At 46.7% G+C, this 13954-nt stretch carries 20 protein-coding genes and 1 tRNA gene; 11 read left to right on the top strand and 10 right to left on the bottom strand.

The features are described 5' to 3' along the window. The first annotated feature begins 46 nt into the window (after positions 1–46). Positions 47–937 (top strand): winged helix-turn-helix domain-containing protein, encoded by an 891-nt coding sequence (locus tag HHL17_RS06325; RefSeq protein ID WP_169223912.1) that lies wholly within the window; start codon positions 47–49, stop codon positions 935–937. Positions 938–1100: 163 nt separating this feature from the next. On the opposite strand, the gene HHL17_RS06320 is transcribed toward HHL17_RS06325, so the two are convergent. From HHL17_RS06320 to HHL17_RS06310, 3 genes are all read right to left on the bottom strand, one after another. Beyond that, a tRNA-Pro gene (locus HHL17_RS06320) sits at positions 1101–1175 on the bottom strand. Between the two features lie 85 nt (positions 1176–1260). After that, a complete protein-coding gene (locus HHL17_RS06315; RefSeq protein ID WP_169223911.1) occupies positions 1261–1758 on the bottom strand; it encodes an anthrone oxygenase family protein in 498 nt (165 codons plus the stop codon). Between the two features lie 69 nt (positions 1759–1827). Then, the gene (locus tag HHL17_RS06310; RefSeq protein WP_206155919.1) at positions 1828–2655 is read right to left on the bottom strand and encodes a helix-turn-helix domain-containing protein; all 828 of its coding nucleotides are present in this window, start codon (positions 2653–2655) and stop codon (positions 1828–1830) included. A gap of 227 nt (positions 2656–2882) precedes the next feature. Between HHL17_RS06310 and HHL17_RS06305 the strand changes: the two genes are divergently transcribed. The 5 genes from HHL17_RS06305 (at position 2883) to HHL17_RS06285 (ending at position 5269) form a co-directional block, all read left to right on the top strand. Further along, entirely contained in the window at positions 2883–3494 is a 612-nt protein-coding gene (locus HHL17_RS06305) for a Crp/Fnr family transcriptional regulator (protein WP_240975101.1), read from the top strand. Between the two features lie 64 nt (positions 3495–3558). Then, on the top strand, positions 3559–3939 hold the full coding sequence (locus HHL17_RS06300) for a DUF4267 domain-containing protein (protein WP_169223910.1): 381 nt from the start codon (positions 3559–3561) through the stop codon (positions 3937–3939). A gap of 3 nt (positions 3940–3942) precedes the next feature. Next, positions 3943–4272 (top strand): hypothetical protein, encoded by a 330-nt coding sequence (locus HHL17_RS06295; RefSeq protein ID WP_169223909.1) that lies wholly within the window; start codon positions 3943–3945, stop codon positions 4270–4272. 373 nt (positions 4273–4645) lie between these two features. Continuing rightward, positions 4646–5026, top strand: coding sequence for a hypothetical protein (locus tag HHL17_RS06290; RefSeq protein WP_169223908.1), 381 nt, complete (start codon positions 4646–4648; stop codon positions 5024–5026). Positions 5027–5068: 42 nt separating this feature from the next. Beyond that, positions 5069–5269: a hypothetical protein gene (locus HHL17_RS06285; protein ID WP_169223907.1), complete on the top strand. Its 201-nt coding sequence runs from the start codon at positions 5069–5071 to the stop codon at positions 5267–5269. Between the two features lie 55 nt (positions 5270–5324). Here HHL17_RS06285 and HHL17_RS06280 read toward each other — a convergent pair whose 3' ends face one another. Then, positions 5325–5747, bottom strand: a complete 423-nt coding sequence (locus tag HHL17_RS06280; protein ID WP_169223906.1) for a TolB family protein — start codon at positions 5745–5747, stop codon at positions 5325–5327. Positions 5748–5891: 144 nt separating this feature from the next. Between HHL17_RS06280 and HHL17_RS06275 the strand changes: the two genes are divergently transcribed. Next, a complete protein-coding gene (locus HHL17_RS06275; protein ID WP_169223905.1) occupies positions 5892–6386 on the top strand; it encodes a GNAT family N-acetyltransferase in 495 nt (164 codons plus the stop codon). A 36-nt stretch (positions 6387–6422) separates the two neighbouring features. After that, complete coding sequence (locus tag HHL17_RS06270; RefSeq protein ID WP_169223904.1) at positions 6423–7244, top strand: SDR family NAD(P)-dependent oxidoreductase; 822 nt, start codon at positions 6423–6425, stop codon at positions 7242–7244. A 36-nt stretch (positions 7245–7280) separates the two neighbouring features. Here HHL17_RS06270 and HHL17_RS06265 read toward each other — a convergent pair whose 3' ends face one another. From HHL17_RS06265 to HHL17_RS06245, 5 genes are all read right to left on the bottom strand, one after another. Further along, positions 7281–8138, bottom strand: coding sequence for a nucleotidyltransferase domain-containing protein (locus HHL17_RS06265; protein WP_169223903.1), 858 nt, complete (start codon positions 8136–8138; stop codon positions 7281–7283). Then, positions 8135–8893, bottom strand: a complete 759-nt coding sequence (locus tag HHL17_RS06260; RefSeq protein WP_169223902.1) for a hypothetical protein — start codon at positions 8891–8893, stop codon at positions 8135–8137. The genes HHL17_RS06265 and HHL17_RS06260 overlap by 4 nt, the downstream gene beginning before the upstream one ends. 129 nt (positions 8894–9022) lie before the next feature. Further along, entirely contained in the window at positions 9023–9550 is a 528-nt protein-coding gene (locus tag HHL17_RS06255) for a hypothetical protein (protein ID WP_169223901.1), read from the bottom strand. 42 nt (positions 9551–9592) lie between these two features. Then, the gene (locus HHL17_RS06250) at positions 9593–10231 is read right to left on the bottom strand and encodes a hypothetical protein (protein WP_169223900.1); all 639 of its coding nucleotides are present in this window, start codon (positions 10229–10231) and stop codon (positions 9593–9595) included. A gap of 55 nt (positions 10232–10286) precedes the next feature. After that, the gene (locus HHL17_RS06245) at positions 10287–10670 is read right to left on the bottom strand and encodes a winged helix-turn-helix transcriptional regulator (RefSeq protein ID WP_169223899.1); all 384 of its coding nucleotides are present in this window, start codon (positions 10668–10670) and stop codon (positions 10287–10289) included. A 110-nt stretch (positions 10671–10780) separates the two neighbouring features. Here HHL17_RS06245 and HHL17_RS06240 point away from each other — a divergent pair, with 110 nt between their 5' ends. From HHL17_RS06240 to HHL17_RS06230, 3 genes are all read left to right on the top strand, one after another. Next, on the top strand, positions 10781–11200 hold the full coding sequence (locus tag HHL17_RS06240) for a DoxX family protein (RefSeq protein WP_169223898.1): 420 nt from the start codon (positions 10781–10783) through the stop codon (positions 11198–11200). 51 nt (positions 11201–11251) lie between these two features. Beyond that, entirely contained in the window at positions 11252–11839 is a 588-nt protein-coding gene (locus HHL17_RS06235; RefSeq protein WP_169223897.1) for a Crp/Fnr family transcriptional regulator, read from the top strand. A gap of 202 nt (positions 11840–12041) precedes the next feature. Further along, entirely contained in the window at positions 12042–12575 is a 534-nt protein-coding gene (locus HHL17_RS06230) for a cysteine hydrolase family protein (protein WP_169223896.1), read from the top strand. Positions 12576–12723: 148 nt separating this feature from the next. On the opposite strand, the gene HHL17_RS06225 is transcribed toward HHL17_RS06230, so the two are convergent. After that, a complete protein-coding gene (locus tag HHL17_RS06225) occupies positions 12724–13839 on the bottom strand; it encodes a hypothetical protein (RefSeq protein ID WP_169223895.1) in 1116 nt (371 codons plus the stop codon). Positions 13840–13954 lie beyond the last annotated feature (115 nt).

The raw sequence follows: 13954 nt of genomic DNA, 5'->3' as shown, positions 1-13954 counted from the left end.
GGATTGTAAATAAAAATGTAACCTTTGTAAATAAATCGTAAATAGTATGTTTGATGGCCGAAATTTCCTCTCTGGGAAACGCAAATACGTGTTCGGATTGATATTACTCTCGTTTATCACTGTAATTTGCGTGGCTTTCAGCATGAGGAATAGTGACGACTTTGACATCGCCAGACGGGAAGTTTTACTCCGCCAAATCGGACATGAACTACTTTTACAGTCGGGCGACAGGACATCAAGAGTACTTCCTGTAAAAAAGATCGGAGAAAATGAATACCGGATCAGCTTTGAAAATGATCTTAGTTTTCAGCCGGACTCCCTCGTAAATACTACTCAACGTTTATTAGCCAAAGATCCGTTCGCAACTGATTATGTTGTTAACGTACTTAACTGTGGCAACGCCAGTGCAGCCTATGGATTTGCTATATCCGCAAATAAAAAAGATGATATTGTAGCATGTAAAGGGAGAGTGCAGCCCACAGCATGCTACATGATCAACATTAAATTTAAACCGACAGGAATAAATACAGCAAAGAATGTATACCTCCTGGGCAGCCTGCCGGTTTTAGCATTTGTCGGTTTTATTTTTTTAAGATCTGTTAAGCGGCGAAGAGCTTTACCCGACATTCAGGATACCGGTATGTTTACTTTGGGTGCTGTGTTGTTCGATGCGAAGAATCAGAAGCTCATAATAAATGAAAAGACAATAGACCTGACCAGAACTGAAACCCGTGTACTACGCATTTTTGCGTTGTCTCCTAACGAGGTTATAGAGCGAAGCCAACTCCAAAAAGAGATATGGGAAGATGAAGGTGTGATAGTAGGCCGCAGTCTTGATATGTTCATATCAAAACTCAGGAAAAAACTGGAATTTGATCCGAATATCAAAATTGTTGTTATACGCGGCAAAGGTTATAAGCTTGAAATTAGCTCTTAAGAAGAATCTTCCCGTCCAAAACCGATCAGTTTCTCTACCGGGGAAATAAAAAGGAGGTGTACCAAAAATATTTTGAAGGCGCCAAGAATCGCATATTCAACTACCTAACCAAATCAAAAGAGGCTGTCTCGAACTTTCGAGACAGCCTTTTTGATTTTCCAAGTCGGGGCGGCAAGATTCGAACTTGCGACCTCCTGCTCCCAAAGCAGGCGCGATAACCGGGCTACGCTACGCCCCGTTCCGACAAGGTGCCGTTTCCGGCGATTCGGGATGCAAATGTAGGTATAAATTTCACAAAACCAAACTCTTCGTAAAAAAATTCCTTAAGCCCCCTTTTTACCGGTCTCTTTTTGCAGGCAGGCTGCGATGGCTACTACTGTAGCTACAATACCGGCGATGGTGCGGATGGTATGCCACATGTTCCAGGGGCCGGCGAAGCCTTCCCTTGCAGTTTTCAGCTGTTGGGCGGAAGCGCCGGCCACCTGTACTTTCGCGAGGGCATCGTTCAGCGGCACATTGCAAGCAGAAGTGATGCCCAGCACGCCTACGATGTATAATGCAGCAGCTATCCACAACAGGCTTTTCCTCCGGCCGTGTTGCTGGAAAGCGGCCACCGGCAGGAATACCGCTGCTCCCAGAAATGCGAACATGAATACCGGGTTCACAATCACATCGTTGATAGCCTGCATAGCGATGATAAACTGAGTATCATCCAGGCGGGCAAATGCCGGGTTGATGGCGACTTCAAATCCGAAAAACAGGCCGGTCAGCAGGCCGGTGGTCAGTACTGCGAGTATTAATACAATTTGTTTTGCGTTCATGGGATGGATTATTTATACCCCAAAGCTAGGGTGGATAGAATTTTAAAAATTGAACAAAACCGACAATGGCTATTTAATCAGCATAATTTCTGCTCCGGCTTCATCGAGCAGCTTTTGGAACTGATAGGGAGAGCAGCCGGTAAATTCCTTGAAGGAACGGATAAAGTGGGATTGGTCGGCATAGTCGTTTTCAAAGGCGATATCTGACAATTTGCTGTAATCGTTGCTTTTCAGTTGATGCAGGGATGCCTGGTACTGGCATATGCGGGAGAATAATTTGGGGGTGATGCCCACCTGTTCTTTAAACCGGCGTTCGAAGGTCCGTTCCGTTAACTGCAGCTTCTCCTGTAAATCGCGGAGGGACGTGTTACCGTTGGAGTTAGCGATCTGCGCCACAGCATAGTCCACCAGTGGATCTGTAGCGGCCGGGTTACCGGTGATACGTTTATGCAGCCAGGAGGAAAGGATTTCCACCTGTGTGCCGGCAGTCCCCGCAGCTCCCAGCTGTTCAGACAAGCGGCCGTTCCCGGGCACCAGCTGTATATCCACACAATCGTTGGTCAGTTCCCCGGCATTCAGCCCGAAAACGGATTTCAGCCCGTTAGGCTGAAAGATCACGCCGGTAGCTTTGGAAGGGCCCAGTGAGGCTATTTCCACGTTCTTCGTGGTTTGGCCGTAAAGGAACATTTCGGGCAGTTTTTTACTTTCCCGGATAAAAGCGCCTACATCGGGGCGTTGAAAAATTAACCCCGGACAACCATCCACCAGCGAGCCAAAAGCTTTGGCCAACGCCTGCGGATCATCTCCCTCCAACGTCCAGAAATAACGGATATAGGCCTGCAGGTGGGCAGGCGCCGGAATGAGTTCGTACCTGATATGGGTATCTGCGGTTTTCATCTACCTAAAATTACATAAAAAGTGATATAGCCTACTGCCAATTATTGCAGGCATCAGCCGAAGTATGCCGTTCGATGATAATACATCGTTATGTCTGTATAAAAACTGGTAAATAAAGTTGTCTGTTGCGCGACAATAGTGAGCACCGCAGGGAGCTGGCATAATAAGCATTGGTTTCTGCAGTAAAAATAAATGTCTTTCATATCAACAGAAAATTATCTGCAAACATGATAACATGCTTAACTTTAGGTATGCATCAACGGGTTATTCACGCTATCGAAAACATTATACAACTGGAAGCAGCAGAGAAGGCTTTCGTCACCTCCCTTTTTCACCTGAAAAAATACGACCGGCAGGACTATTTCCTGCGGGAAGGCCAGGTATGCAAAGCGGTGGGTTTCATCAACCACGGACTGGTACGCTATTATGCTATCAACGCCAATGGAGAAGAACAGACATACGACTTCGGTAAAGAAAATGATTTTATGTGCAACTACAGCAGCTTCCTTGATCACTCCCCCTCCGCCAGCAATATTCAGTTTATGGAAGACAGCGAAGTGCTCTGTATTTCTCACGAAGACCTGCAACGCCTGTACAGCGGCGTAAAACAGGGCGAACGGTTTGGCAGGCTGGTATGTGAACAGCTGTACGTATATGCCATCAAAAAAATAGCGTCGCTGTATGCAGACTCGCCGGAGCAACGGTACCTGCAATTCCAGGAAGACTATCCTGACCTGCAACAACGCATCCCGCAATATTATGTATCCTCATTTGTGGGTGTTAAACCACCATCCCTGAGCCGTATCCGAAAAAGAATGGCCTCCCGGCAGATTTATTAACCCAGGTGAATGAACAGGTTTTAATGTCGTCATAGCTTTGTTTCATCATTCACAAACGAAGTATATGAAACAGTTATTTTACTATCTCACCCTGCTCACCGGTTTGCTCCTGATCTTTATCGGCGCTCGTTTTCTGCTGGTGCCGATGACCGCTGAAACCGCCTTCGGCATTCATACCTCCACCGGCGGTGACTATTCTTTCCATTACATCAAAGGCATCCGTGATTTATTTACCGGAGCGGCGATCGTGTTGTTGTTGCTGATGCGTGAATTCCGCGCAGCCGGTTTCCTTTTGCTGGCTGGCAGTATCATTCCGATGGTTGATTTCTCCGTTGTCATGAGCCATACCGACTATGTGGCCGCCCGCCTGTACCCGCATGCCATCGCCGTAGTACTGTCACTGATACTGGGCTTTTATTATATCCGCACCACCGCTAAATCCTGATCCATGCTGCTTTTCAACATCCTGCTGTTATTGCATTTCGCCGCCTTTGCCGGTTACCTCTTTATCCTGGCCACCTTATGGAAGGACGTCACCGCCCACCGCGACAAAACCGGTATGATACTGGGCATCGTTATCCTGCTCACCGGTGTTGGGCTTGCAGCCCTGAAATACCCGGCCATCAACTATTACAAAGTGGTGCCCAAGCTGCTAATATTCCTGGTGATCACGGTGCTGAATATCCGTTTTGCCGATAAGCCGTTCACCCGGCAGGCCTACTACTGGCTGACAGGCCTCACCGCGCTGGCTGCACTGATTGCTGTTATCAGGGTGTAACGGTAAAACCGGACAGGCGGTTGTACAAAACCGGACGTACCTACGTTTTTACTTCGCTATAACTACCTGACAATCAGCAAAACGAAAAAATGGCACTATACTGGCAGTATATCTCATCAGTTCTCCGACACTAAATATGACCGACTGTATAAAAGTGAGGAGATAACTAACCGATTGTCCATTATCTTCGTAGTGTTGGTGATTTTTATAATTGATCAGCAACCTTGTCAGCAACCAGAAAGCGAACAACGATATTGCGTTAAAAGTTAAACGCAGGTATGTTAGAAGTTAATAAAACAGCAGGGTGTCTTTTCACAGACGCCCTTTTTTATGGTGCTATATTTCTTCAGCCGGATTTTTTTATCTTTGAAAGATGACATCAGCATGTACTACTACCATCAGAAGAGACCTGCCCCCGGGCTGGCTGGTAGTGATGTTGTTGCTGTGCAGCATGGCCTCCTACCTGCCATTGGAGGGGAACAATTGTAACCGGCCTCCCATACAGGATGAACTTGTTTACCATGCCCGCTGCTGCAAAGGAAGGACCATCGGGTACTTCCGGGCTCTGGCCGCGTGTGCCCCATCCTGTGAGTACAAGGTACCGGTCACGTATATATTGGCTTTCACCGAACAACAAACCAAAATACAGCTTCGTCGCGCAGCGGAAACATGCCGGAGCTTTGAAACAGTCAGGCATCTCCCGCAACTAAAAATATTTCCTGAACCTTCTCCCACAGACGCCCCGTTCATTTAGTTATTTATTCAAGTAGTTATTTTTTGATTTAAACATTACAAAATGAAACGTCTGCAACCCGTATTCCGGGCATTACGGATCGTTGCGTACTGTATGCTCGCGGCCATGTGCTTATGCCTTTTTGCCGGCGTGCCTATCAGTATGCCCCGATTCAGGGAAGAAGCGCCCATAGAAGTAGTGGTGCATCCGGAAAAAGAAAACGCCGATAAGCCTGCCACCATTGATTTCCAGGCTTTCAACTGATCATAAAAAAGGTCCGTGCCATGGCACGGACCTTTTATTCCAATATACCGGGCAATTAATAAGCACCACCTAAGATAGTGTTACCACCACCGTCGGGCATGCCGTAAATTTTCTTCTGGTTTTTACCGTCGATGTCACAGGAATAAATGTCCTCTTTTTTGGTTTCATTGGTTCCCGGTGTGTACAGGACAAAGAACACCTTTCTGCCATCCGGCGACAGGCGTACTTCGTCTGTGATGCTTTGGTTTGCTCCCAGCTGAACTGGCACTTTCACCAATCCGGTGCCGTCATAGTTCATCACACAGATTTCTGTTCCCCCATTCTGGGAGTATCTTGTAAATGCCACTTTATTAATCTGTACAGGCACAGCTGGCATGGGACTTTCTGCTTCAGCAGATTTTTTACAGCTGATCTGGAATATCAGCATAGAAGCTGAAAACATCAACAGGGCGAAGGAACCAAGGATGAGTTTTTTCATAAAATAACGATTTACATTTAGGTTGAACATCCAATATATATAATAAAAATATCGCATTATAATATATTTCAAATCAACTTCTCATGTAATCTTTTTACGATTTTTCTGTAAAAATTGTAAGTTCGTTGAAACAGCATTCTCACGATGGAGACATTGCAAACAGAACGGCTATTCATAGAACCCATCACAACCCATGAAGCTGCCTTTATTTTTGTATTGGTGAACACCCCTGCCTGGAAACAGTTTATCGGCGATCGGCATGTGCATCATATAAACGATGCCATCAGTTATATACAACGGGTGATTGACAACCCTGACACAGACTTCAGGGTCGTCTTCCGGCAGCATGACCGTCAGCCGATGGGCATCGTTACCGTTATCAAGCGGACCTATTTACCACACCATGATATCGGATTTGCTTTTCTGCCGGAACATGCCAGCCAGGGTTATGCTTTTGAAGCAGCATCCGCCCTGCTGGAGGCGCTGAAAACGGATAAAGCACACACACATATCCTGGCTACCACACTGCCGGGAAACAGCCGTTCTATCCACTTACTGGAAAAGTTGGGGCTTCACTATAGCGAAACGATTATGTATAACGGAGAGGAGCTGTTGCTATATGAAACATTATTGGCGTAACTGAGTACATCGATCACCTTGTAAATCTTCCATGTTATGTTACTGCAACACAAAAATGCGATTGTTTATGGCGCCGGCGGTTCGCTCGGCAGTGCCGTAGCGGAAGCGCTGGCACAGGCTGGCGCCCGCGTATTGCTGACTGGTCACCGGCTGGCATCTGTTCAACAAACAGCAGACAGGATAAAGGCTGCCGGCGGACAGGCCGAAATCGCGGAAGTGGACGCCTTTGACGAAAAAGCCGTCATACAGCATATCACCGCCGTAAAACAACAATATGGCACAGTAGACATCTCCTTCAATGCAGCAGGAGTAGATGTTATCCAGGATGTACCGCTCATCGAACTTTCCGTAGATGACTATGTAACACCAGTCACCCGCTTCCTGCAAACCCGCTTCCTGACAGCCAAAGCAGCCGGACAGGTGATGAAAGGCCAGGGCTCGGGCGTTATCCTTTTCCTGACCGCAACACCCGGCGGGATCGGTTATCCACTCACCGGAGGATTCGCTGCTGCCTGTTGCGCTATCGAATCCCTCTCCACCAATCTCGCCTCCGAACTGGGCATTTACGGCGTCAGGGTACTGACCATCCGCTCCGGCGGTTCGCCGGATTCCAACGTATTCAAAAGCGCGATAGAAAGCGCTCCGGAAGTGATGAAAGATGTACTGGGGAAAATGGAAGCCGATACCATGCTGAAACAACTGCCGCTGATGGCAGATATCGCACAGACAGCCGTATTCCTGGCTTCCGGTATGGCCAGTAAAATCACCGGCGTGACCATCGACGTGACCAGCGGCACCACCGCAGCACTGAATTACCGGGTGCCCAATCACCGCGTACCACCTTTCCCTCATCCATAAAAAAAGGCAGCCTCACCGGCCGCCTCTCTGTACCAGTTATAGCTGATACAATGGCTTATACAGTCCATCTGATAGCAGCACCACCTCCTGGTGCAGCGCTGTCAGGCGTGTTACGTTTTGTGGCAAAGTATCGCCGGACACACATAATATTGCATCCACTTTTTCCCGCAGGCCAGCTGGTACTTTGGCTGCATCCTGCAACTGCTCCATCACTCTTTTATCACCCAGCGGATACCGTTCATTAATAGCAAACAACGCCGCCATGATGTTTTTCACCGCCCTGGCCATGCATCCGACAGTGTTATACACATCGTGCTTCTCCGCAAATCCGGCAGCCTGCCAGATGGTAAAGTCCGCCGACCACAATGATTGCCGGATGATCGTTTCCCGTAATGCCCGCGGATAAACCGATACCGCTTTTTTCCATGCAGCCAGCACGCCGGCCGGGTCATATAAAGGCTGACAGATATTCACCTCAGCCAGATAGATAACAGAAGAAAAACCATAAGGCGGTTGTTGTTCAAAATGATTTTCCCATTCCCCCTGCTGTGCCTTGTCGATAGTCTGCTGCACCTGGTGGATATTCCGGTATAGAAAATCCACCTTGCCATGTTCTGTTATCATCCACGCACCGCCATTCACCCAGGGGCCCCATTCGTAGAAATCAGTCACCGTAGCCGGACTGACGGCATATTTCTCCACTACCGCTTTAATATCATCGACCTTAAACGGTTTATCCGCATGGTAATAGATGCCGATATCCAGGTCGGACTGATCAGATGCCATTCCTGCCGCATAGGAACCTCCCAGCACCACCGCCGCGACACCCTCCACACTTTGCAGGTCATCCGCTATTTGTGTTAATAATCGTTGTTTATTTTCCGGTATGTTCATGATGCCGCATTGATTACCTGACCGGACAACCAACATTCCACCTGAATGATCTCATTGACCACCGGCGCTTTTTCAAAAAAGCCGGCATCTGCCACCACATCTATTTCGCCGCCCAGAGTAGCTACCAGCAGGACATAGAATATTTGTCCGGTCAGCGCGTTCTGCCTGCCTTCTACCTGTTTAATGACACCGGTGAAAAAACCAAATGCTTCAGGTGTGGAGGGCTTATCTTCTTCCGAAGAAGAAAACAATCCGCTTGGAATAAATGATTGCACAGAAAATTTGGGTTCCTTTGTTTGTGCAGCATCAAAAGCTGCTTCGTTTTCGTATAGCTGTACATCCTGTGCAAAGGCTGTCAGCTGAATTTCCACATCGGCGGGAAAAGAGAACGCCTCCAGGGTTTTGAAATCAGGCACATCAAATACAAAGGGATAGAGGCCACTTTTCGGGTTTTGGTTTTCCGCCGGTTCAGCCCAGGCATAAAACCCGCCGTCCAGCGGATTTTCCGGTCTCTCCACCGTAGCGGTCAGGCAAACTTTCCTCCGGCTTTTTCCTTTATAATGCGGGTTAGCGCCGATACACTCCTGTTGATGATTGAGCTGTATCCAAAGCTCCGCCCCTGATTCATCTGCGTATACCGCATAAGCCCCTTCGTTCACCCTGATGAGGGTGCTTTCATGGTATGTCTTCTCCAGTAATTCCTGAAATTCTTCTTCCGTATTAATATCAAAACCGATGTCTGAAAAGTTGCTCATGGCATGTCCGTTTTAAAGGACGAAAGGTACGAAAGCCGGTCAAAAATCCTGAGAGATTTATGCCGGCCAGCTCAAAAAAAGTGTTGATGAAAATTTGGCAAAGCCCCTGAAATCTTCGGGGTCTTATTGTTATATCTTTTCAATTAGTGTGATCGAAATACCATTGAAACAGTCATCTACACAAGCATCCGGTACATATCCACAATTGGAAATCATACCACTGTTATTGGTTTCAAAGTAGACCTTGGCATCGCTTCTTTTTATTAACCATTCCTGCTGCGCCTTCTCATATATTTCATCCAGCGTCATGGATTTGGAGACACCAGTGTGTGTATTGAGTGTTGTCTCGTCTTCATCCCATGTTTTATCTATCACAATTTGCGGTGGCTGGGAGCCACGGTTATCGTAATGTTTAGCTACGTAAGAACGATGAACAATCTTGCCTGCTTTAACGGTAACGGTCATTTCGGTACCGTAACCAGTCCAGGAACCGAAAGTAGTCTTGTAGCGGTAGGAATTGCCAGTAGCGTCTTTAAAATTCATCCATGTGTTATAGCTGCGTTGGAAATCGCCTTTGTATTCAATTTTATCTTTTTTACAGGCTACAAACAAGGCACAGGTAAGCAACAGAATAAGGGTGTAAATGTTGTTTTTCATGCGTGTGAGTTTACGGGTAGAACGGTATCACATCGTTAAATGTTACAACTCATTATTCTTGTCATGTTCCAAAAACTCAACGAACTTTTCTTTCGGGATATAGTTACCTATCGTACGCCAAATGATTGTCCTGTTCCATTCATTGCATTGAATCGATAATAATATGTGAACTTCATTATTATATTTCAGGGCAACTACCTGTTCATCGATCCCATGTATTTCCGATGTAAGAAAGTAATAGTCTCCATTTCTTTCGACGTGGCCACAGCCACCAAAGTAGGTCATCCCCGTCAGATGATCGTCGATTTTGTTTGCCAGCCCGGATGGGAATGGCTGCGCCGGTAATATAGACGGGACATCCACCAGCCTTATCACGTGGGCAACTAAAAAAGTTATTTCCCTTCGTTTTCTTCCTGAATCGGTTGAATAGGTTATTTCAGTAATCGTTCCATAACAAAGTCTAATCCCTTCTATCTCATTCCCTGTATCGTAATCGCGTATCCCATTATTATCCTCCAGATACACCAGCCAAAGGGAGGCCTGTTTCTTCAGCCTTGACTTACTAACTGCTGCAATAATATAGCTGTTATTGATTTCCGGAGTAGCTATCAGCTCCATCCCATCTGCCCGTTTCCAGTTGCCATGATAGGGAGTAATTGTACGGGTATTTGCAGGTATCATCTTTCTGTATATTGGGTATAGGTCAGCCTAAAAATAGAAGGACAACGGATATCATTCATTTTCCGCCATTCCTGATAGTGCTTTGCCGATGTTCCAGCCCCCACATGATCATCGCATCAAAGACAGGTTTAATTTCCCTTCCTGATTTTGTCAACTCGTATTCAACGATAGCAGGCAATGTATCCTGCACGATACGGGACACGATGCCATTCACTTCCAGTTCCTTTAGTTCTTTGGACAACATTCGCGGATTAATTTCCGGGATGAAGCGCTCAATCTCGCTGAAACGTTTTTTCCCGGTTGTTAGTGCACCTATCACATGCAACTTCCATTTTCCGGTCAGTACGTTCAGTGCATCATTTAAAGCGAGCATATACTCTTTAGGGCAGTCCTGTGGCGACAAACGGAAGTCCACCCAGGAATCATACGGCTTTTTCATATGCAGTAATTTAAGGTCTCCTATACTGTAGTATAGGGCTATACTACAGTATAGTACTTACCTTTTTATAGTAAAGCTAGCCTAATTTTACCGCATCAAAAATCAATTTTATGCAACAAAGAAAGTCTGTGCTCAACATCCTGCTGTGGGCAGTGCAATTACTTTTAGCCGCGCTGTTTATCATATCGGGAGGGATGAAACTGGGATATCCCATAGATAAATTAGCCGCCTTATACCCATGGACAGGGCAGGTATCTGCCGTATATGTGCGGCTGCTCGGCATAGTAGACCTGGCAGGTGGCCTGGGGCTACTGCTGCCATCCCTGCTCCGCATCAAGCCGATACTGACCGTATGGGCCGCTATCGGCATCATTGCGCTAATGACACTGGCAACGCTGTTCCATATTTCACGGGGAGAAGCATCCGTAACGGGCTTCAACATGGTCGTAACCTTGCTGGCCGGCGCGGTGGTATGGGGCAGAACACGGAAGTATCCTGTTTTTCCTAAGGCGCAGTGCCGGCAGGCATGAGCAGAAAAAACTTGTCGCAGAGATAAAGCTGCAACGTACTTTTGTGGTAGTATGACAACCGGATACGAACCCATCCTCCAGAATGTAGCGAAACAGATTTCCCTTTCCGAAGCGGAAAAGAGTTTCTTCTGTTCGCTGTTGCAGGAGCGGCAGTACCACAAAAAAGAATACCTCCTCCGGGAAGGTAGTATCTGCAACCAGCTGGCCTTTATCATCAGCGGTTGTGTGAAAAGTTACCTGCTCGATCAGAAAGGGAATGAACATATTTTAACCATCGCGATAGCCGACTGGTGGATAGCCGATTACCAGAGCCTTGTTTTTGATACGCCGTCAGAGCTTTTCATAGAAGCCGTGGAGCCCACAACAGCGCTACTATTGACGAAAGAAAAACGGGAAACGTTATTTGCCCGGATACCCCATTTTGAGCAATACTTCCGGATACTTACCGAGCGGGCATTTGCCGTTAGTCAGCAACGTATAACGGATATCCTGAGCCTTCCGGCAGCAGAGCGGTATGAGCAGTTCCTCCGGCGCTATCATCGGATTGCAGGCGCTTTCAGCCAGCAACAGATAGCTTCCTTCATTGGCGTAACACCGGCATTCTTCAGCCGCATGCTTAAATCAAAGCGTCATTCCTAAAATTTATTCCGCCACTTGATCCAGGTCAAGTGGCGTTTTTTTTATTATCCCCACCTTTGTCTTGTAAAGCGCTTTACTTCTCTTTCATCATTTTAAATTTTATCTCATGAACATGCGCCACCTCCGGGTGTCCGTACTGGCACTCATTTTACTGTTTCTCACCGGAAACATATTTGCAGAAGGTCCAAACAAAAAAACAAACATGAAAAAACAAGCGCTTCTCATCATTGACGTACAACAAGATTATTTCAAAGGCGGGAAAATGGAGCTGTCCGGTCCCGATGCCGCGGCGGCTAACATCCGTCAGATACTGGAGAAATGCCGCAAAAAGGGTATTCCTGTCATTTACATCAAACACCAGGCAGATGCCGGTTTCCTGGTCACCAATACCCCCGGCGCAGAGATACATCCTTCCGTACAACCACTGGCTGGCGAGAAGATCATCACCAAACATTACCCCAATAGCTTCCGGGAAACGGAACTGCTGAAGCATCTACAGCAGATCGGCGCCACTGACCTGATCATCACCGGTATGATGACCCACGCCTGCGTTGACGCTACCACACGGGCAGCCAAAGACTTTGGGTTCCATTGCACCGTGGTAGCGGACGCCTGCGCCACCAGGGACCTGGAAATTAATCAACAGAAAGTACCAGCAGCAGAAGTACAACGCTCCATGATGGCCGGATTGGCGTTCTTTTATGCCGACATCGTTAACACGCAGCAGTATTTATAATAATCTCTCTATAGAAAAAATAAGAAGCATCATACGGGTATAATGCTTCTTATTTTTACATTTACAAGGCAACTAACGATGACGCACACACGGTGAAAACGAGACACTCCGCCTGAGAATGGAAAAGGGAAAGAGCCGTTCCTAATCCTTACATATTAGCAGCCATTTTATTGATCCGCTCTTTCCAGAACCCCTCTGGCAGCTGCTTATATAAGCCAGATTCAATCAATCGTACTTTAGCCTCCCCGTTATAAAACGGATGCGAGAAAAGTATCGTAAGGATTTGCTGCAGGAAAACATTCCCGGGCTCCAAAACCTCCAGTAAAGTTTTCAGGCCATCCGGACTACACAGTATATAGAAAACATACATGTCAACGAAGAACTCCACCAGGTATTTCTTTCTCCGCAGCACACGGGCAGGCCTGTTAAAATATGCTTCGATAGTATCATTCCTGGTGGTGCCGTAGTATACAGCAGCCTGTGCCTCCGGATCATCGTCCCAGCTTTTCACCGTATAGGCAGGCTGGCTTTCCTTCAGCAAACGGAAGAATTCCTCTTTGTTATTATTGTAAATATCAAAAAAGGCCTGTGGCTGTGAAAAGATGGCAGTTAGCAACACCGGGCCACCCTTTCCGGGCACCACATAAGGAACCTGCCCCACATGGGGGAGCATCATTTTCAGCGTTTCCAGCACCAGTACTTTGCTGACAGACAAATGTTCTGCACTGAAGTCAGCCAGGGAAGGGAACTGATCTTTATGATTGATAAAGTTGTCGAATAAGTTTGTTATCAGCGTGAGGAGATCTACCGGTGATCCTTTGTATAAAAAGCCATCTTTGTTTAAAGAGAAGCGGTCTATATAATCTTCCGAACAGGGATGAAAGAACAACAGGAACCGGAACAGTGTGGCCAGTTCAGCTGTATCATGATGTTGTTGGAAGATAATTTGTTTCAGGCAGAACAACTTCAGACGCTGGTTGATCACCTGTTTCTTTTTCCGGTATTGGAATATATTTAGCAGTATTTCTGCCAGAAAAACAAAATCTTCTGTGGCCTCATCCCCTGTAAAGGCCGTGGCCTCTTCATAGAGTTCAGGCGTAATAAACTCATCAACGGCGATTTCGGGGGCATCTCCAAAACAAAGCCTGTATGCGCCCTGATGCCGTTTGTAAATAAACAGTCCGTCTTCCGATAACATGTCCTTTCCCGTGCCAACTGCTCTCAAATCGCGATAGGAGAGCAATTCCATGATATTGACCTTCATTATATAACGATATGAATATCCAGTCCGATTACCGGAGTAAAATGTTTATTACTGACCAACATGGTTACTAAGGTTAACTATCAGGTTTTTCTATTTGGGAAAATGGGACAGTTAT

The organism is Chitinophaga fulva (genome assembly GCF_012927205.1).
Classification (GTDB): Bacteria; Bacteroidota; Bacteroidia; order Chitinophagales; family Chitinophagaceae; genus Chitinophaga; species Chitinophaga fulva.
This window is presented reverse-complemented; position numbering and strand designations above follow the sequence as displayed.